The following is an 18,155-nucleotide window of genomic DNA, read 5'->3' on the forward strand; positions in this document are numbered from 1 at the left end:
GGACAAAACCGAGAGCGAATTGTTTCCGAACGGAACAAAAAGCCCCGGCCGACAACGGACGAAAGTCCAGGACCCCTCAGACACCAAATCCCCGCCCCGGCGCGACGGGGGAAGGCGCACCGGGGCGGGGAGTTCTTGGGGGGACCCCTCTTATGGGTTGCCTCTTACTTGAAGAGGCGGTGCCTCTTACTTGAGGTGGAGCTGCTGGCCCGGGTAGATGAGGTTGGCGTCCTCGACGATGTCCTTGTTCAGCTTGAAGAGCTTCGCCCAGCCACCCTTGACGTGGTGCGCCTCGGCGATCTTGCTGAGGGTGTCGCCGGACTTCACCTTGTACTCGCCGTCACCCTTCTTGACCTTCTTGCCGGTCGGGGTCTCGACGGTCTTCTTCGACTCCTGCTTCGGAGCGGCGGGCTTCGCGCGCTCCTGGCTGCGGGTGGTCGGCTGCTGGGTGCGCTCCTGCTGCTGCGGCTGGGCCGGCTGCTGCGTGGGGGCGGCCGGGGCGGAGCCGGTCGAGGCGGCGGACAGGCCCACACCACAGCTCGGCCAGGCACCCTTGCCCTGGCTGGCCAGGACCTTCTCGGCGACGGCTATCTGCTGCGACTTGGAGGCCAGGTCGGCGCGGGAGGCGTAGGCGGTGCCGCCGTACGCGGCCCAGGTCGACGACGAGAACTGCAGGCCGCCGTAGTAGCCGTTGCCCGTGTTGATCGACCAGTTGCCGCCGGACTCGCACTGCGCGACCGCGTCCCACTCGGAGGCGGTGGCGGCCGAGGCGCCCGTGGCACCCATCAGCGGAACGGCGACAGCGGCACCGGCGACACCGGCGAGCGTGGCGACGCGAACGGCCTTGGACGGACGGCGGTGCTTGCCCTTGCTGGAAAACAGCATCGAGAGATCCCCTCACCGACGCCTACGAGGTGAGCTGTCGGGTTCGGGCCGGATGAGTGCCCGGTCGCACGACGTTGCGTGCGACTTCACCCCAAGCCGGTCGGTCGGCCGTCTCTCAACGGCCGGGGCCGGCGCTTACCTTGGGTCCCCCGCTCCTGCCTACGGCGCTTACGCGACGACTGTTCCCGTACGGACATTGGCAGGATTCGGCGTGACATCCGACGGGGCCCGCTGTGGCGAGCGGTCCTGACCGTAAGCAGTGGATCGCCGGAATTTCAAAGACGATCAGGGCCTTTGAGACCCATCTCTCACTCTCACGAAAGCGGACATTCAGCCCGAACTGCCGCTACTTTTCGCCCGATTCGAGCCCAAGATCCAGACTCTGACCAGGAAGGATGAGGTCCGGGTCGGCGCCGACCGTCTTCTTGTTCTCGGCGTACAGCGCGGCCCATCCGCCGTCCACGTCATGGGCGTCGGCGATGCCCCAGAGGCTGTCGCCGGGGCGCACCGTGTAGGCGCGTTCGTCCGTATTCGCGTCCTTGCGACCGCTTTCGTCGCCACGGGAGGCGTGACGGCCCGAGCTGTCGTCGGCGCGCGAGGAGCCGGCCGCCTCGTCGCCGGCCGCGTCGCCCCGGTGCCGGCCGGAGACGGGCGGAGCGGAGGAGTCCGAGCCGGCGGACGTCTCGGGCGCGGGCGTCGCCGGGGCCGAAGTCGCATCGCTCCGGCCGGACTTGTCACCCTTGGAGTCGTCCGGGGTGTTACTTGCGGTATCACCCGAGGTGTCGTGATTCTTCTCTCGGGAGCCGTCCGTCGCATCCGGGGACGCGGCGTCCGAGGGGGCGGTGCCCAAGAGGCCGGCATCCGAGGGGGCGGGGCTCGCGTCACCCGTCGCCGCGTCGCCGCTCCCGGAGTCACCGGCGGACGCCGACGGGGTCGGCAGCGCGGCCCCCGGGTCGACCTTGGCGGCCGCGGCGTCACGCGTAAGGCCCGACGTGACGGAACAGACCGGCCACGCCCGCGGACCCTGGTCGTCGAGAACCTTCTCGGCAACGGCTATCTGCTGCGACCGGCTGGCCTGGTCGGCCCGCGGCGCGAAGTCGAGACCGCCGTACTGCTCCCACATCTCCTGCGAGAACTGGAGCCCGCCGTAATAGCCGTTGCCCGGGTCGGCGCTCCACGAGCCGCCGCTCTCGCACTCGGCGAGCTTGTCCCAGGTGGCCGTCGACGCGGCGCTCGCACTCGTCGCGCCGAGCAGCGGAATCGCGATGGCCGATCCGGCCACTCCCGCCGCGACGATGAGCGCGGGAGCCTGACGGGGGCGCCGGTGACGACCGTTCCCGGAGAGCATGAAGACGCCTTTCGCGTGACTCGTGCGGCGGGTGGTGCCCCGATGACTGGTGAACGTAGCGGCACTCGAACGCTTGTCACAAGTCGATGCAGCGGAGATCACGTGAAAGTCACAGTTTTGACGGTCCGTCAGTCACGCGCCCCACCAAGCCCTTCCTGACGTGCCGTGAACTCCCTCCGAACCGGCCCTCCACCTCCACGACGGCCCGGGCCCCGTCAGCTCCGCCACGTGATGTCCAGCGGCGGGACCTGACGCTCTCGCCGCACCGGAGCACCTCCCCCGGCTGCATTCAAGTGCTCGACGAGCAGTGGCCAGAAACCCTTCTTGAACCAGGTGTTCTGCCGGTCCTTGGCGAGTGCCCACGTGCCGTACCGGTCAGGAAGTTCGTCCCACAGGCATCCCGTCCGCAGCCTGTGGAGAATGCCGTTCACCTGGGTCCTGACGTCCACGGTGCCCCGAGCGAACTGACGGCGTCGGAAGAAGGACTTCATGACCTCCTCGACGGCAGGCCACCGCGCCTCCGTCACCTCTTCGGGCACTGGCACGCCCGTCCGCTCGTGCCATTCGGTCACCTTGCACTTGACCCCGGACCTCTTCCGGACTTCTCCGAGCGGCCGCACTCCTACATCCAACAGGGCGATCACTTCCCCCATTTCGGACAGAGTCAGCTCCCGAGTACCCGCTCGGGCGATCGCGACGAGATCCACGGCCTTCCCGGCCTCCGCCTCCACCCGCACCCGTCCCGCGAGAACCTCTCGCGCCCTGGACAGCAGCAGCGATGCGCTCCGCACATCCTCGTCGAGCTGCCTCATGACGGCGTCCCTGACCGACTCGTCGAAGCCGGGACTGCGCGCCATGTCGACCACAGCTCGTGCAGCGACGTCCCGCTTCCCCTGAAGATCCGCCTCGAAGGCCGCGACTCGCTCCGGCTGCTTATCGATGTCACCGGGAGACAGTCCGACCGGAGGGGTGAACGCCCCCTCGATGCACTCCGGCCCAGCGAGGAACGTCACAATTTCCCGCCAGACAGAGGCCTCGACATCAATGGCCGTCAGGTAGGGGTCGCCGCAGCCCGACTCGCGCCCCTTGCCGTTGTTACCGCCACCGCACCGGTAGTACCGGGTGTCATCGCAGTTCCGGTAGGCGCCGACATAGCGGTGTCCGCATCGCCCGACGATCCGGCCCGTGAGGGGATACACGCCGGCCGCCGAGTGCACGCGGTGCCCGTTCTGCGCCATGGCGTCGCCGAGTTCCCGGGCCCGGTCGGCCGAGATGAGCCGGGGAACCCGGATCGTCACGCTGTCCCCGTGCAGAGGAAGGCCTCCCTCATCCAATTTGGTGCGATTCCTTCCGCTGCCCAGAGGATTCCGGAAGACGATCTCGCCCCCGAGCAACGACGGGCTCCTGAGACGGCGGTAGAGGTTGGCCGCGCTCCATGGCCGACCGCTGCGCGTCAGGAGCCCGAGCCGGTTCAACTCCCGTGCCGTGGCTGAGATGTTCTTGCCCTCGTCAACGACGAGACTGACCGCTTTGCGGACGACCGCCGCTTCGTCGTCGTCGATGACGAGCACCGACCTTCGTCGGCCGAGGCCTTCGATGGCGTATCCCCACGGCGGTGGGCCACCGGGCCAGCCGCCGGTCAGGGCCTTGCGCTGGCGGCCGGACTGCGTGCGGTCACGGACGAGATTCCATTCGGCCTCAGCCCGCATGGCATGGAACTGCAACTGGCGGCGGCCGAGCGGCGTGGTGGTGTCGATGTCCTGCGTGACGGAGACGAAGTCGACACCGAGGTCCTCCATCGCCCAGATCCACGTCCAGAACGCCTGACCGGTGCGGCCGACACGGTCGAAGTCGTGGACCACGATCACGTCCACGCGCCCCTGCCGGACGGCCTGTTCGAGGGCCCGCATGGCAGGGCGGTCGACGACGGCTCCCGGCACACCCCTGTCCTTGAAGATCAGGTCGGGCGGAAGAACCCATCCAGGCCTGCCCCCGACGTAGGCGCGCCCCGCCTCCTCCTGCACGTCGAGCCCGTATCCCTTCACCTGTTCCTTCGTGGACACGCGAAGCATCAGGGCCGCGCGGACGGGCGGCGGGGAATCCGGCCGGCGACCGGGCACGGACATGGGCGCGGGCATAGCTGTAGCTTTGGACACATCAGCCCCTTCACGGCTGGTACGGCCCCGGAGCTCTAGCCAGCTTCGGGGCCCTTTGCGTTGCCGCGAACCTAGCCATTTACGGCCCAAGCCGTGCCGTAATCCGCATAATTCTTCGGGCGTCCCCTATCGCGCCAAAGCAACTCAAGGCCTCTCGGGCGCGGATGCACCGCACGGCTCCCTATACGGTCGAGTCGTGAACGCCCCGAACGCCGCACCCGAACTCTTCACCTGGGAGTTCGCCTCGGATCCGTATCCCGCCTATGCCTGGCTGCGGGAAAACTCCCCCGTCCACAGGACGAAACTGCCCAGTGGCGTCGAAGCATGGCTGGTGACCCGCTACGCCGACGCGCGCCAGGCCCTCGCGGACAGCCGGCTGTCGAAGAATCCCGAGCATCATGCCGAGGACGCACAGGGCAAGAGCAAGACCGGCATCCCCGGCGAGCGCAGCGCCAACCTGATGACGCATCTGCTCAACATCGACCCGCCGGACCACACCCGGCTTCGCCGACTCGTCTCCAAGGCGTTCACGCCTCGGCGCGTGGCCGAATTCGCGCCGCGGGTTCAGGAGCTGGCGGACGACCTCATCGACGGGTTTGCATCGCAGGGCCGGGCCGACCTCATTCACGACTTCGCCTTCCCCCTCCCCATCTACGCGATCTGCGACCTGCTCGGTGTTCCGCCCGAGGACCAGGACGACTTCCGCGACTGGGCGGGGATGATGATCCGGCACGGCGGAGGCCCGCGCGGCGGTGTCGCCCGCTCCGTCAAGAAGATCCGCGGCTACCTCGCCGAACTCATCCACCGCAAGCGCAATGAACCCGGCGACGACCTCATCTCCGGCCTCATCCGCGCCTCCGACCACGGCGAGCACCTCACGGAGAACGAGGCCGCCGCAATGTGTTTCGTACTGTTGTTCGCAGGTTTTGAGACCACCATCAATCTGATCGGCAACGGGGTGTACGCGCTCCTGGGAAACCCTGAGCAGCGAGCCCGGCTCCAGGCATCGATCGAGGGCGGCGAACGGGAACTGCTGGACACCGGCATCGAGGAGCTGCTCCGCTACGACGGTCCCGTAGAACTCGCCACGTGGCGTTTCGCCACCGAGCCACTCACCATCGGCGGACAGAGCATCGCCGCCGGCGACCCGGTGCTGGTCGTCCTGGCCGCCGCGGACCGCGACCCCGCCCGTTTCGCTGAGCCGGACACGCTCGACCTCTCCCGCCGTGACAACCAGCACCTCGGCTACGGCCACGGAATCCACTACTGCCTCGGCGCACCGCTGGCCCGTCTGGAAGGCACCACCGCCATCGAGACTCTGTTGCGTCGCCTACCGGATCTCTCGCTGTCCGGCGACCCCGCTGATCTGCGGTGGCGCGGAGGGCTCATCATGCGCGGGCTGCGGACCCTTCCGGTGGAATTCACTCCTCACTGAGCCGTCAGCCCCTCCGCCGCCCGGATCGCGTCGCGGTACGTGCGGGCCGCCGCTCGCAGGGCCGCTTCCGGGTCTGTTCCGTCGGCCTCTGCGCGCAGGGCGAGGGTGAGGAGGTCGTAGCCGATGCCCTCGCCGAGGGGTGCGGGGACGTCGAGGCCGGCCGTGCGGACGCGGGAGCCGAGTTTGGCGGCGAGGGCGAGGCCCGGCTGGGTCAGCGGGACGCCGTCCGTGACCGACTCGCGCTGCTTCTCGACGGCCTTCGTGCGCTGCCAGTGCTCCTTCACGTCCTCCGGGGTGAGGGCCGTGTCGTCGCCGAAGACGTGGGGGTGGCGGTGGATGAGTTTTTCGACGATGCCGCCGGCGACGTCGTCGATGGAGAACGGCTCCTCCCCTTCCTCCCCGGAGGCCTCCTCCGCGATGCGCGCGTGGAAGACGACCTGGAGGAGGACGTCCCCGAGCTCCTCGCGGAGCTCGTCCCGGTCGCCGTCCTCGATCGCCTCGACGAGTTCGTACGCCTCCTCGATCGCGTACTTCGCGAGGCCCTTGTGGGTCTGGCGGGAGGACCAGGGGCATTCGCGGCGGATGCGGTCCATGACCTGGACGAGGTCGAGGAGGCGGGCGCCGGGCAGGTCGTAGGAGGCGGGGAGCAGTTCCAGGTCGGGCATGGCGACGCGGCCGGAGCCGGCGAGGGTGGCGAGGCCGTCGGTGAGGCGCCGGTCGCCCTCGGCGGTGGTGAGGACGACGAGGGTGCGGCCGCCGTCGGCGCAGGCGTCGACGAGCTCGCGGGCGGTGGGTGCCGCCTCCGTCACCGCGATGCCCGCCTCCCGCAGATACGGGAGCTGCGGGTGGGCGGCGTCGGCGCACAGCACCTCGTCGGCGCTGTGCAGGAGCTGCCAGGCCTGCCAGGACAGCAGGCCGGGGGCGACGCGGTGGCTGGTGGTGAGCAGGACGATGCGGCCGGTGGGGGCCTTCTCGGCGGGCTCGGCGGGCTCGGCGGCGGGGGTGTTCTCGGCGTTCACGTGTCGAACGTAACCCAGGCCGCCCCCCGAGCCCTACGTCGTCTGGTGGCCCTCGGCCCCGGCGGCCGTGACCTCGCGCACCCAGGGGGTCTTCAGGTCGGCGCGGCCGTGGGTCCTGGTGATGTCCCAGGTGCCGTAGCGCGGGTTCAGGTCGACGTTCAGCTCCTTGGAGGCCTGGTCGAGGGCCTTCCAGAAGGGGGCCTGGTCGGCCGCGGACTGGGACTGCATGTTCGCGCCGACGTGCTGGGCGAGTGCCATCACCTCGATGTCGGTGCGGGCGAACTCGTCGATGCGCTGGGGGGCGATGTTGTACTGCTCGAGCAGGGCGAGCCGCATCTGCCGGACGCCGCCGGTCTGCTGTGCCATCCCGGCTTCGTGGGCCTGGATCTGCTTGCGGGTGACGGTGATCCCGGCGTCGGTGGCGGCGCGGTGCAGGACGCGGTCGAAGACCATGGAGCTGAGGGTGCTGCGGGTGAGGCCGCCGGACTTGGCGATGGCCTGTCCGTACTGGGCGCTGTCCTTGGTGGCGGCCTGCTGGGCGTCGCGTACCTCGTTCACCCGGTTCTGGAGCTGGGAGACGGTGATGCGTTCGCTGCCCACGACGGCCGCGGCGCCGGGGTGCGCGTCGCTGCCGCAGGCGGTGAGGAGGGGGACCGCTGCTACGGCGGCGGAGGAGAGGACGAGCGCGGCGCGGCGGCTGTTGCGGCTGTGGCGGCGGTGCAAGGTGGGCCTCCCAGCGAGGAGTTTGTGGACATTCTGCGGCGCGCAGCGCCTCGACCAGGGGTGGTGGTCGGGCGACGGGCGGGCGCACAAAGTCCGGCGGTGATCGATGTTAGGCAGTGGCCGTGCTCTCGGCCACCTATTCGACCCAACGATTCGCCGGGAGTTGGGGTACTCCCCCCGAGGGTGGCCGGTCGCGGGTCAGCCCCTGACCTGTCCCAGCCACTGCAGGGTGCGGCGGATTTCGGCCGGGAAGGGGTGGCCGGGTCCCTGGAGTCGTTCCGCGTCGTGCAGGAGGCGTACGAGGGTGTCGTGGGCGGCGGCCCGGTCGCCGAGTGCGAGGAGCAGGTGGCCGATGCGGCGCCGGACTTCGAGGGGCAGGGTGAGGTCCGTGGTCGCGTACTGGTTCTCGTAGTACGGGAGCAGGGCGCGGTATTCGGCCAGCGCGGCGGCCGGTTCGCCGAGTTGTTCGAGGCATTGTGCGGCCTCGTAGCGGAAGCGGAGGGCCTGGGGGTCGGCCTGGCCGGCTTCGGCGGCGCGCTCGTCGGCGAGGCGGCGCAGCTCGGGGAGGGCGCGGCGGTACTGGCCGTCGTCCATGAGGGTGGCGGCGTACTGCTTGCGCAGGGTGCGGACGACGGGTGAGTGCTCGCCGTGCTGGGCGGCGGCGGTGGGCAGGATCGCGCCGAGGATGTCGACGGCCTGGGTGATGCGGCCTTCGCCGAGGAGCCGTTTGACCTCGTCGACGGCGCCGGCGACGTCGGTCGTGCCCTGGTCGGTGTGGGGTGTGGGGGCGGCGGCCTGCGGGGCGGGGGTGCGGGCGCGGTCGGGCCAGGGGGCGTGCGGGCGCAGGAAGGGGCGGGTGGGGTCGAGGGGGCCGCCGGTGGGGATGCCGCGCGCGGGAAGGAGGGGGAGCAGGGCCTCGTACGTCTCCTGGGCGGAGGCGGGGCGGGCTTGCGGGTCCTTGGCGAGGAGGCGCAGGACGAGCGCTTCGAGGGCTTCGGGGACTTCGGGGCGCAGGCGGCGGACGGGGAGCGGGGGTTCGTAGAGGTGGCGGTGCAGGACGCCGAGGGCGGTGGAGCCCGCGAAGGGGACGTCTCCGCTGAGGAGTTCGTGGAGCAGGACCCCGAGGGCGTACAGGTCGGTGTAGGGGCCGACGGCGCCGCCCATGGCCTGTTCGGGGGCCATGTAGGCGGGGCTGCCGATGGGGGATCCGGTGTGGGTGAGGCGGGTGGTGTCGGTGTCGAGGACGGAGGCGACGCCGAGGTCGAGGACGGTGATGGTGCCGTCCTGTTTGACCATCACGTTCCGCGGCTTGAGGTCGCGGTGCACGATCGGCACGGCGTGCACCGCGCACAGGACGGCGCACAGCTGGGCCGCGACGGAGACGGCCCACTGCCACGGGTAGGGGTCGTGTTCGGCGAGGTGGTCGGAGAGGTCGGCGCCGTCGACGTACTGCATGACGAGGTAGAGGTCCTCGCCCTGGGTGCCGGCGTCGTGGACGGTGACGAGGCCGGGGTGGTCGACCTGGGCGGTGACGCGGCACTCGCGGACGAAGCGGCGGCGCAGCTCGTCGGCCTCCTGGCCCGCGACGCGGTCGGGGCGCAGCAATTTCACGGCGACGCGGCGGTCGAGCCGCTGGTCGTACGCGGTCCAGACCTGGCCCATGCCGCCCTGGCCGATGAGGGTGGACAGCTCGTAGCGTCCGGCGACGAGCTGTCCGCCGGACGCGCTCAGGGGCTTGCTCACCGGTCGCCTTCCTGCTTTCGCAGGTAGTCGCTGAGTTCGTCGAGCTCGGCGCGGACCTGGTCGATGCGGTGGGCCTGGGGCGCGTAGGGGGCGGGCGCGGGTACGGGTGTGGGGGCGGGGCCCGCAGTCTGGGTGGGCTGCGCGTGGACGGGGGTGGTCACAGGCGGCGGGGTGGGTGCGGATGCGTAGTGCGGCGCCTGCGGGTATCCGTACGCGGGCCGGTCGACCGGGGGCTGCTGCGGCTGGTAGCCGATCGCGTAGCCGCCGTAGAACGCGGGGCGTCTCGTGCGGCTGTGGCGGATGTCGGCGATGAGGTAGTACGTGACGACGCCGAGGAGCGTGAGCATCATGATCGTCATGCCGACGTCGCCCCGCCAGGTGGTGAACTCGTCGACCCCGGGGTCGGTGGTGAGCAGGGCGAGCGTGCCGGCCTGGAGCGCGGTGACGGACCCGAAGACGATCCAGTCCGTCCTGCTGCGGGTCGTCAGGGCGAGACGCAGGAGCACCGTCCACGCGAGGAAGCCGACGCTCAGCACGGCCAGGGCCACGAACAGCACACGCAACGCGATCTGCCCGCCCTCCGACGGGCGTTGTGGCGGTGGCATATAGCCGTTGCCGTGCATGGCCGCTCCTGCTTGATCCTGCTGACGGGTCCGTTGTGTGTCGAGCGTATAGGCCGACTCCGACAACCGGCCCCGGGTTGTACGGAACCGTTGTCGGAGCGATGTCGACTGCGTCACTCGGGAACCACACGGGGTTCACTCGGGGCGTCGCCGGGACGTCACTCGGGGGTTCACTCGGGGCCGAGTGTGCCGTCCGTGAGTCCGTCGTGCAGGCCCCGTACGAGCTGTTCGCCGAGGCGGGCGGCCTGGCGCAGGGCGTCCTCGAACTCGGCGAGGGCGCGGAAGCGTTCGCCGTAGCGGTGCTGGTCGGCGAGCGGCAGGCGGGGCAGTTGGAGGCGGCGGACGTCGAGGCGGGTGGCGGTGGACGCGTAGCTGCTGGCCTGCCGGTTGTTGGCGGTGCCGCGCAGGAAGCCGGCGAGGAACCAGGGGTCGAGGGCGGCCCGGTCGGGGCGCAGCAGGGTCAGGCCGCGGCCGAGTGCGGCGCCCGCGGTGGCCTCGTCGACGACGCGGACGACGGCGCCGCCGCCGGCGAGGGGGACGACGACGTCGCCGGTCTCGACGAGTACGGGTTCCTCGTCGCCGCCCAGGGGTGAGCCGGAGGGCGCGGTCCCGGCGAGGACGTCGTGGTCGGTGAGGACGGGGACGCGCGAGGTGGCGCCGCCGGTGGTCCCTGAGGCCGCCGTGGTGGTCCGGAGCAACAGGGCGCCCGCGCGGGCGAGTTCACCGACCGTCGTCTGGGGCCAGCGGGCCGGGACGGGGGCGGGTGGCGGGGTGTCGGGGGCGCGGTCGGCGGTGAGCCGCAGGGTGTCGCCGAGGCGGGCGCGGACCTCGGCGAGTTCCTCGGCGCCGCCGCCCGCTGCCGGGGGCGGGAGGCGGCGTGCGGGCGCGAGGTCGACCTCGTCGTCGAGGAGTTCGATGACGGGCACCGAGCGGGCGATGCCGGGGCGCTCGTCGAGGGTGCCGTCGCGGTCGAAGGTCCGCCAGGCGTCGAGCACGGCCTCCTGTACCTGCTCCCACGGCAGTCTGTCGCGCCCGTCGCCGGGGCCTGCGGGCGTGCCGCCGGTCGTCTCGACGAGGAGGAGTTCGGGCGCGGGCGGGGTGCCGGCGCCGGGCCTGCGCAGGACCCACAGGTGCAGCGGGATGTTGTTGGGCGGGACCGATCCGGCGGGCAGGGCGATCACGGCGCGCAGGGCGCCGCGGCGCAGGAGGTCGGCGCGGATACGGCGGCCGGAGCGGCGCGACGCGGCGGCGGGCGGCATCAGCAGGACGGCGGTGCCGCCGTCGCGCAGGCGGGCGAGCGCGTGCTGGATCCAGGCGAGTTCGGACTCGGTGCGGGCCGGGAAGCCGTACTCCCAGCGGGCGTCGTAGGCGAGTTCGTCGTGGCCCCAGTTGCGTTCGTTGAACGGGGGGTGGGCGAGGACGGCGTCGGCGCGGACGTCGGGGAACGCGTCGGCGCGCAGGGTGTCGCCGGCCGCGGTGCGCACGGTGGCGCCGTCGGCGGCCGGGGTGCCGAGGGCGAGGCGCAGCGCGGTGAGGGCGGCGAGGTCGGGGGCGCTGTCCTGGCCGTAGAGGTGCCGGCCGGGTCCCGGGGTGAGGTCACGGACGGCGCGCAGGAGGGCGCCGGTGCCGCAGGCGGGGTCGAGGACGGTGCGGGCGGGTCCGGCGAGGGCGGCCATGAGGGCGGCGGGGCCGGCGGGGGTGAGCGTGTACTGGCGCGGGTTGGCGTCGAGATGGCGGCCGAGGAGGAACTCGTAGGTCTGGCGGGCGCCGAGTTCGGCGGCGAGTTCGGCGGCGCCGCGCAGCAGGGGGACGGAGGGCGCGAGTCCGGTGCCGGTGAGGCTCACCGCGCGGTCGCCCTCGGGGCCGAAGCGGCGGGTGAGGACGTCGTCGAGTGCGGCGGGGAGGCGCTCGGCGAGGTGGGTGTCGGAGGCGGCGGCGAGGTCGAGCCAGTCGGTGGGGCGGTCGTGGACGAGGAGCAGGGCGCAGCCGGTGTGCAGGAGGGCGACGCCGGGTCCTGCGGGGTGTCCTGCGAGCTGCTGCCAGACGCGTTCGCGCAGCGGGACCTCGGCGAGCTTGCCCTGCTCGCGCAGCCAGTTCTCGACGTCGGTGAGGGCGAAGGAGGGGCTGGTCTCGGTGCCGCCGACGGGTTTGGGGAAGTCGGGGTGGCGGCGGCGCCAGTTGCTGACGGCGGCGCGGCCGACCCCGGCGAGCCGGGCGATCCCGGCCGCGGTGACTTCTGTGGCGTTGTCCTGCACCCGGCGTGCTCCCCTCGTCCCTCGGCTTCCCCACTGACTGTGGCGCCCGTGACTGTGGCGCCGAGCATACCCGCGTACACGTAAGCGACCCATTCACGCACGTGTACACACTCGATCCTGTGAACCGTGTTGACTCGGTTCACAGGCTCTGCTCTTATTGACCCATCGAAACGAGCGGTCGCCGGAATCGGGAGGCCGCCTTCTTTGGGGGGGGATCTGCCATGGGCATGAAGACCAAGGTCGCGCTGGGTGCCGTCGTCGGGATCGTCGTCATCGGTGTCGTGTCCGCGAACTCGGGAGACAACGGGGACGGCGGCAACGACCGCAAGCCCTCCGCCACCGCGGACAAGAACGCGGGCGGGTCCGGGGACGCGGCCGGATCCGGAGGCGCGGTCGGGAAGGCGGACTCCGCGAAGAAGGCCGACTCGGCGAACAAGGGCACCCAGGCCCAGCAGTTCAAGGCCTTCGTCGCCAAGAACGGCACGCCCAAGGAGAAGGACGCCGTCTCCCACATCACCAAGATCCAGGGCGCCGACGAGCAGAACGACATCCTCGACAGCGCCGACGTCTACACCGACTTCACCGGCGGCCTGATGGGCAAGGGCGCCGGCCCCGCCAAGCTGATCGCCTCCGCGTTCGCGGACTGGAAGGACAGCAAGAACGGCCTCGTCTCGGTCTACGACGCCGACGGCGAAATCATCACCAACGGCAACTTCTGACGGCCGCCCACCGCCGCACCACCCACACCACGATCGATTACTTCCGGGGGAGAACTCCCATGCGCCGCAGCACACTTGCCGCCCTCTGCCTGACCGCCACCGCCGCCCTCTCGCTCACCGCCTGCGGACCCGGCGGGCCCGGCGAAGGCGCCGGGAACGACAAGCCGAAGGCTCCCTTCGCCGACCTGTCCGGCCCCCAGATCGTCAACAAGGCCATGAAGGCCACCCGCGCCGCCTCGTCGCTCACCGTCAAGGGCCACGCCCCCGACGGCGAGGGCGGGCAGATCGCGCTCGACGTCGCCCTCGACCGGAAGGGCGAGTGCACCGGCTCGATGGGCATGTCCGGGCAGGGCAGGGTCGACCTGGTCAGGACGGGCCCCACCCTCTACCTCAAGTCCGACGAGGCGTTCCTGCGCGCCCAGTCCAAGGGCGAGTCCAAGGCAGACACCGACGCCGTCGTGAAGATGCTCGCCGGGCGCTGGATGAAGTCGAAGGCGGACAGCCCCGACAGCAAGGAGATGACCGACTTCTGCGACCTCGACACGATGCTCGCGGACTTCAAGAGCAACGACACGGTCGCCCGCAAGGGCAAGGAGACGACGGTCGACGGCACTCCCGCGTTCACGCTCACCGAGTCCGACGGCAAGGACGACTACACGATCTACGTGGCGGCCGAGGGCAAGCCGTACGTGCTCAAGCTCGTCACCAAGTCGGCCAAGAACCCGAGCTCGCTCACCTTCAGCGGCTACGACCAGCCGGTCCACGCCACCGCACCGGCCGACAAGGACGTCGTCGACCTGGACAAGATGGGCGGCTGAGCCGCTGCGGCTGCCGGGTCAGCGCGCGTGGAAGCGGGCCGGCGCCGACGTCGGGTTGCCGCCCTCGGGCAGCGCCTGGCCGGGGCAGCCGGACAGCACCCGCTTCATGGCGTCCCGCTCACCCGCGGTCACCCAAAGGCCGTACTTCTTCTTCACGGCGACCTGCCCGGCGACATACGTGCAGCGGTACGCCTTGCGGGGCGGCAGCCACGTCGCCGTGTCGCCCTCGCCCTTGCTGCGGTTGGGGCCCGCGTCGACCGCGAGGAGGTTGAGCGGGTCGTTGGCCAGGGCGATGCGCTTGCTCGCGTCCCACCGCTGCGCGCCCTTCTGCCAGGCGTCGGAGAGTGCCACCAGATGGTCGATGTCGACCTGGCTGCGGCCGCGCACGAAGGCGATCTCGCTGCCGGTGTAGGGGTCGGAGGCGAGCGTCCCGGACACCACCGTGCAGTTCCCGCCCCGGAACCTCACGTCCTTCAGGTCCCGCTTGAGGATGTCGTCCCGGGTGTCGCAGCCGTTCGAGTCGGTGTCGGCCCAGGCGCTGCCGAATCGTTCCCTCGCATAACCGGTCTTGGGCGCGCGGCCCTTGACGGTCAGCGAGTTCACGGCGTCCAGCGCGCCGCCCGCCTTGTACTCGGGCCCGGACCCGGACCCGCCGTGCTGGTCCACACCGCATCCGGTGGCGGCAACGGCCACCAGGACGACGGTGACGGCGGCCCGCGCTGCGCCTCGCATCACGACACTCCCCCTGCTCTTCCGGTTCCGGTGTCACCGTACCGGGTGTGCGCCCCGGCGACCGGGGCGCACGGGGGCGCCCGTGGAAGCAGTCGCTACGACCCCAGGATCGACGCCAGGAACTCCCCCACCCAGCCCAGCAGTTCACGTCCGACGAGCGGCTTGCCGCCGACCTTCGCGGTCTTGGGGCGCGGGACGAGGACCTGGTGCGCGGCCGCCTTGATGACCGTGCCCGGGTAGAGGCGCTTGAGACGCAGCTCCTGCGACTCCCTCAGCTCCACCGGGGCGAAGCGGATGTTGTTGCCCTGGAGGACGATCTCGCCGACTCCGCACGCCCGGGCGAGCATGCGCAGGCCGGCGACGAGCAGCAGGTTCTCGACCGGTTCGGGCAACTTGCCGTAGCGGTCGGTGAGTTCCTCCCGGACCGCCTTGACGTCCGCCTCGGTGTTGGCGGAGGCGATGGCGCGGTAGGCCTGGAGGCGGAGGCGCTCGCCGGGGGCGTAGTCGTGCGGGACGTGCGCGTCGACCGGGAGCTCGATCTTGACCTCCAGGGGCGGCTCCTCCTCGACGCCGCCTTCGAGGGAGGCGCGGTAGTCCGCCACCGCCTCGCCGACCATCCGTACGTACAGGTCGAAGCCGACGCCCGCGATGTGGCCCGACTGCTCGCCGCCCAGCAGGTTTCCGGCTCCTCGGATCTCCAGGTCCTTCATCGCGACGTACATGCCCGCGCCCATCTCCGTGTGCTGGGCGATGGTGGCGAGGCGTTCGTGCGCGGTCTCGGTGAGGGGCTTCTCCGGGGGGTAGAGGAAGTACGCGTAGCCGCGCTCGCGCCCTCGGCCGACGCGGCCGCGCAGCTGGTGGAGCTGGCTGAGGCCGAAGTTGTCGCCGCGCTCGACGATGAGGGTGTTGGCGTTGGAGATGTCGATGCCGGACTCGACGATCGTCGTCGAGACGAGGACGTCGAACTTCTTCTCCCAGAAGTCCACGACGACCTGCTCCAGGGCCTGTTCGGACATCTGGCCGTGGGCCGTCGCGATGCGCGCCTCGGGGATGATGTCGCGCAGGCGGGCCGCCGCGCGGTCGATGGACTCGACGCGGTTGTGGATGTAGAAGACCTGGCCCTCGCGCAGCAGTTCACGCCGGACGGCCGCGCCGATCTGCTTCTCCTCGTACGGCCCGACGAAGGTCAGGACCGGGTGGCGCTCCTCCGGCGGCGTGGTGATCGTCGACATCTCGCGGATGCCGGTCACGGCCATTTCGAGCGTACGGGGGATGGGGGTCGCGGACATCGTCAGGACGTCCACGTTGGCCCGCAGCTTCTTCAGCTGTTCCTTGTGCTCGACGCCGAAGCGCTGCTCCTCGTCGACGATGACGAGGCCCAGGTCCTTGAACTTCGTCTCGGACGAGAAGAGGCGGTGCGTGCCGATGACGATGTCCACGGCCCCGTCGCGCAGGCCCTCCAGGGTGGCCTTCGACTCGGTGTCCGTCTGGAAGCGCGACAGCGCCCGTACCTTCACGGGGAACTGCGAGTAGCGCTCGGAGAACGTCCCGAAGTGCTGCTGGACAAGGAGGGTGGTCGGGACGAGGACGGCTACCTGCTTGCCGTCCTGGACCGCCTTGAAGGCGGCGCGCACCGCGATCTCGGTCTTGCCGTAGCCGACGTCGCCGCAGATCAGCCGGTCCATCGGGACCGTCTTCTCCATGTCCTCCTTGACCTCGGCGATCGTCGTGAGCTGGTCGGGGGTCTCCGCGTACGGGAACGCGTCCTCCAGCTCGCGCTGCCAGGGGGTGTCCGGGCCGAAGGAGTGGCCGGGGGCCGCCATGCGCGCCGAGTACAGCTTGATCAGGTCGGCGGCGATCTCCTTGACGGCCTTCTTCGCGCGGGCCTTCGTCTTCGTCCAGTCCGCGCCGCCGAGCCGGTGCAGCGTCGGGGCCTCGCCGCCGACGTACTTGGTGATCTGCTCCAGCTGGTCGGTCGGGATGTACAGGCGGTCGCCGGGCTGGCCACGCTTGGCCGGGGCGTACTCGACGACGAGGTACTCGCGGGTCGCGCCCTGCACGACGCGCTGCGCCATCTCGATGTAGCGGCCCACGCCGTGCTGCTCGTGGACGATGTAGTCGCCGGATTCGAGGGTGAGCGGGTCGATGGTCTTGCGGCGGCGGGCCGGCATGCGCTGGCCGTCCTTGCCCGCGGCCTTCTGGCCGGTCAGGTCCGTCTCCGTGAGGACCGCCAGCTTCAGGGCCGGGTCCACGAAGCCGTAGTCGATGGAGCCGCAGGAGACCTGCACGACCGACGGCGTGATCTCGGTGAGGTCCTGGTCGAGGCGGGCCGCGATGCCCTCGCCGCCGAGGACCTCGACGGTGCGGGCGGCGGGGCCGTGCGCCTCGGTGACGTAGACCGTGCGCCAGCCGTCGGACAGCCAGCCCTTGGTGTCGGCGAGCGCGCGTGCGGTGTCGCCGCGGTACGTCTCGGGGGCGTGCATGCCGAGCTTCAGGGTGTCGGACCCGAGCTCCTCGTCGGCGGCGAACGGGGAGACCGACCACCACATCATCTCCAGCTCGCGCGCCCGGTCCCGGACGTCGGCGATGGACCACAGGGACGCGGCGTCCACGTCGATCGGGGCCTCGCCGCCGCCGGCGGTGGCCGCCCACGACGCCTGGAGGAACTCCTGCGACGTGGCGACGAGGTCGGAGGCGCGCGTCCGCACCCGCTCCGGGTCGCACACGACGGCCATGGACCCGGCCGGAAGCACGTCGATCAGCAGTTCCATGTCGTCGACAAGGACAGGCGCGAGGGATTCCATGCCTTCCACCGCAATACCCTCGGCGATCTTGCCGAGGAGTTCGCCCAGCTCCGGGTGCTCCTCGGCGAGGGCGGCGGCCCGCTCACGCACGGAGTCGGTGAGCAGCAGCTCACGGCAGGGCGGCGCCCACAGCCCGTGCTCGGCGACCTCCAACGACCTCTGGTCGGCGACCTTGAAGTAGCGGATCTCCTCGACGTCGTCGCCCCAGAACTCGACGCGGAGCGGGTGCTCCTCGGTCGGCGGGAAGACGTCGAGGATGCCGCCGCGCACGGCGAACTCGCCGCGCTTCTCGACGAGTTCGACCCGGGCGTACGCGGCGGCGGCGAGCGCCTCGACGATCTCGTTCAGATCGGCGGTCTGTCCGCCGGCGAGCGCTACGGGTTCCAGGTCCCCCAGGCCCTTGACCTGCGGCTGCAGCACCGACCTGACCGGGGCGACCACCACCGACACCGGGCCGGTCTCGGGGTCGTCGGTGCGGGGGTGGGCGAGGCGGCGCAGGACGGCGAGGCGGCGGCCCACGGTGTCGGAACGGGGCGAGAGCCGCTCGTGGGGCAGCGTCTCCCAGGAGGGGTACTCGACGACGCCGTCCGGCGGGAGCAGGGAGCGCAGGGCCGCGGCCAGGTCCTCGGCCTCACGTCCGGTCGCCGTCACGGCGAGCACGGTCCGTCCCGTCCGCCGCGCGAGCGCCGCCACCGCGAAGGGCCTCGCCGCGGGCGGTCCGACCAGGTCGACATGGGGGCGGTGCCCGTCGGTGGCGGCCTTCACCGCTTCGGCGAGCGCGTCGTCTCGTACGACGGCGTCCAGCAGACCGTGCAGGCTCATGAAGGTCTTCCATCCCGGAGAGTGGGCAACGCGAACCGCCCGACACGTCGAACGGGCCGGGGGTCTCCAGACT

The 18,155-nt window shown here is 71.1% G+C and carries 13 protein-coding genes and 1 riboswitch; of the genes, 3 read left to right on the forward strand and 10 right to left on the reverse strand.

The features are described 5' to 3' along the window. Positions 1–186 precede the first annotated feature (186 nt). The 3 genes from EOT10_RS31740 to EOT10_RS31750 all read right to left on the reverse strand — a co-directional run bounded on the left by EOT10_RS31740 (position 187) and on the right by EOT10_RS31750 (position 4,371). Positions 187–885 (reverse strand): LysM peptidoglycan-binding domain-containing protein, encoded by a 699-nt coding sequence (locus EOT10_RS31740; RefSeq protein WP_127831829.1) that lies wholly within the window; start codon positions 883–885, stop codon positions 187–189. A gap of 4 nt (positions 886–889) precedes the next feature. Continuing rightward, a riboswitch (cyclic di-AMP (ydaO/yuaA leader) is annotated at positions 890–1,062 on the reverse strand. 169 nt (positions 1,063–1,231) lie between these two features. Further along, positions 1,232–2,233, reverse strand: a complete 1,002-nt coding sequence (locus EOT10_RS31745) for a LysM peptidoglycan-binding domain-containing protein (protein ID WP_127831830.1) — start codon at positions 2,231–2,233, stop codon at positions 1,232–1,234. A 215-nt stretch (positions 2,234–2,448) separates the two neighbouring features. Beyond that, positions 2,449–4,371, reverse strand: a complete 1,923-nt coding sequence (locus EOT10_RS31750) for a recombinase family protein (RefSeq protein WP_127831831.1) — start codon at positions 4,369–4,371, stop codon at positions 2,449–2,451. A 214-nt stretch (positions 4,372–4,585) separates the two neighbouring features. Here EOT10_RS31750 and EOT10_RS31755 point away from each other — a divergent pair, with 214 nt between their 5' ends. Then, positions 4,586–5,824, forward strand: a complete 1,239-nt coding sequence (locus EOT10_RS31755; RefSeq protein WP_127831832.1) for a cytochrome P450 family protein — start codon at positions 4,586–4,588, stop codon at positions 5,822–5,824. Here EOT10_RS31755 and EOT10_RS31760 read toward each other — a convergent pair. The 5 genes from EOT10_RS31760 to EOT10_RS31780 form a co-directional block, all read right to left on the reverse strand. Further along, the gene (locus EOT10_RS31760; protein WP_127831833.1) at positions 5,818–6,843 is read right to left on the reverse strand and encodes a nucleoside triphosphate pyrophosphohydrolase; all 1,026 of its coding nucleotides are present in this window, start codon (positions 6,841–6,843) and stop codon (positions 5,818–5,820) included. The genes EOT10_RS31755 and EOT10_RS31760 overlap by 7 nt on opposite strands. Before the next feature lie 33 nt (positions 6,844–6,876). Continuing rightward, positions 6,877–7,566: a SurA N-terminal domain-containing protein gene (locus EOT10_RS31765; protein ID WP_127831834.1), complete on the reverse strand. Its 690-nt coding sequence runs from the start codon at positions 7,564–7,566 to the stop codon at positions 6,877–6,879. Positions 7,567–7,764: 198 nt separating this feature from the next. Beyond that, on the reverse strand, positions 7,765–9,255 hold the full coding sequence (locus EOT10_RS31770; protein WP_262985455.1) for a serine/threonine-protein kinase: 1,491 nt from the start codon (positions 9,253–9,255) through the stop codon (positions 7,765–7,767). A gap of 50 nt (positions 9,256–9,305) precedes the next feature. Beyond that, the gene (locus tag EOT10_RS31775; protein ID WP_127831835.1) at positions 9,306–9,932 is read right to left on the reverse strand and encodes a hypothetical protein; all 627 of its coding nucleotides are present in this window, start codon (positions 9,930–9,932) and stop codon (positions 9,306–9,308) included. A 170-nt stretch (positions 9,933–10,102) separates the two neighbouring features. Continuing rightward, positions 10,103–12,187, reverse strand: coding sequence for an N-6 DNA methylase (locus EOT10_RS31780; RefSeq protein WP_127831836.1), 2,085 nt, complete (start codon positions 12,185–12,187; stop codon positions 10,103–10,105). Between the two features lie 221 nt (positions 12,188–12,408). Between EOT10_RS31780 and EOT10_RS31785 the strand changes: the two genes are divergently transcribed. Next, positions 12,409–12,906, forward strand: a complete 498-nt coding sequence (locus tag EOT10_RS31785; protein WP_127831837.1) for a hypothetical protein — start codon at positions 12,409–12,411, stop codon at positions 12,904–12,906. Positions 12,907–12,965: 59 nt separating this feature from the next. After that, the gene (locus tag EOT10_RS31790) at positions 12,966–13,724 is read left to right on the forward strand and encodes a hypothetical protein (RefSeq protein ID WP_127831838.1); all 759 of its coding nucleotides are present in this window, start codon (positions 12,966–12,968) and stop codon (positions 13,722–13,724) included. An 18-nt stretch (positions 13,725–13,742) separates the two neighbouring features. Here the strand turns inward: EOT10_RS31790 and EOT10_RS31795 are convergent, their stop codons facing one another. Both EOT10_RS31795 and mfd read right to left on the reverse strand, forming a co-directional pair. After that, complete coding sequence (locus EOT10_RS31795) at positions 13,743–14,456, reverse strand: HNH endonuclease family protein (protein ID WP_127831839.1); 714 nt, start codon at positions 14,454–14,456, stop codon at positions 13,743–13,745. A 95-nt stretch (positions 14,457–14,551) separates the two neighbouring features. After that, entirely contained in the window at positions 14,552–18,082 is a 3,531-nt protein-coding gene (gene mfd, locus EOT10_RS31800; protein ID WP_127831840.1) for a transcription-repair coupling factor, read from the reverse strand. Between the last annotated feature and the right edge of the window lie 73 nt (positions 18,083–18,155).

The organism is Streptomyces antnestii (genome assembly GCF_004005495.1).
In the GTDB taxonomy this organism is placed as follows: domain Bacteria; phylum Actinomycetota; class Actinomycetes; order Streptomycetales; family Streptomycetaceae; genus Streptomyces; species Streptomyces antnestii.

Coding starts and splice junctions, on each gene's coding strand:
- EOT10_RS31740 (WP_127831829.1), bottom strand. CDS start 885: ATGCTGTTTTCCAGCAAGGGCAAGCACCGCCGTCCGTCCAAGGCCGTT.
- EOT10_RS31745 (WP_127831830.1), bottom strand. CDS start 2,233: ATGCTCTCCGGGAACGGTCGTCACCGGCGCCCCCGTCAGGCTCCCGCG.
- EOT10_RS31750 (WP_127831831.1), bottom strand. CDS start 4,371: ATGCCCGCGCCCATGTCCGTGCCCGGTCGCCGGCCGGATTCCCCGCCG.
- EOT10_RS31775 (WP_127831835.1), bottom strand. CDS start 9,932: ATGCACGGCAACGGCTATATGCCACCGCCACAACGCCCGTCGGAGGGC.
- EOT10_RS31785 (WP_127831837.1), top strand. CDS start 12,409: ATGGGCATGAAGACCAAGGTCGCGCTGGGTGCCGTCGTCGGGATCGTC.
- EOT10_RS31790 (WP_127831838.1), top strand. CDS start 12,966: ATGCGCCGCAGCACACTTGCCGCCCTCTGCCTGACCGCCACCGCCGCC.
- EOT10_RS31795 (WP_127831839.1), bottom strand. CDS start 14,456: ATGCGAGGCGCAGCGCGGGCCGCCGTCACCGTCGTCCTGGTGGCCGTT.
- mfd (WP_127831840.1), bottom strand. CDS start 18,082: ATGAGCCTGCACGGTCTGCTGGACGCCGTCGTACGAGACGACGCGCTC.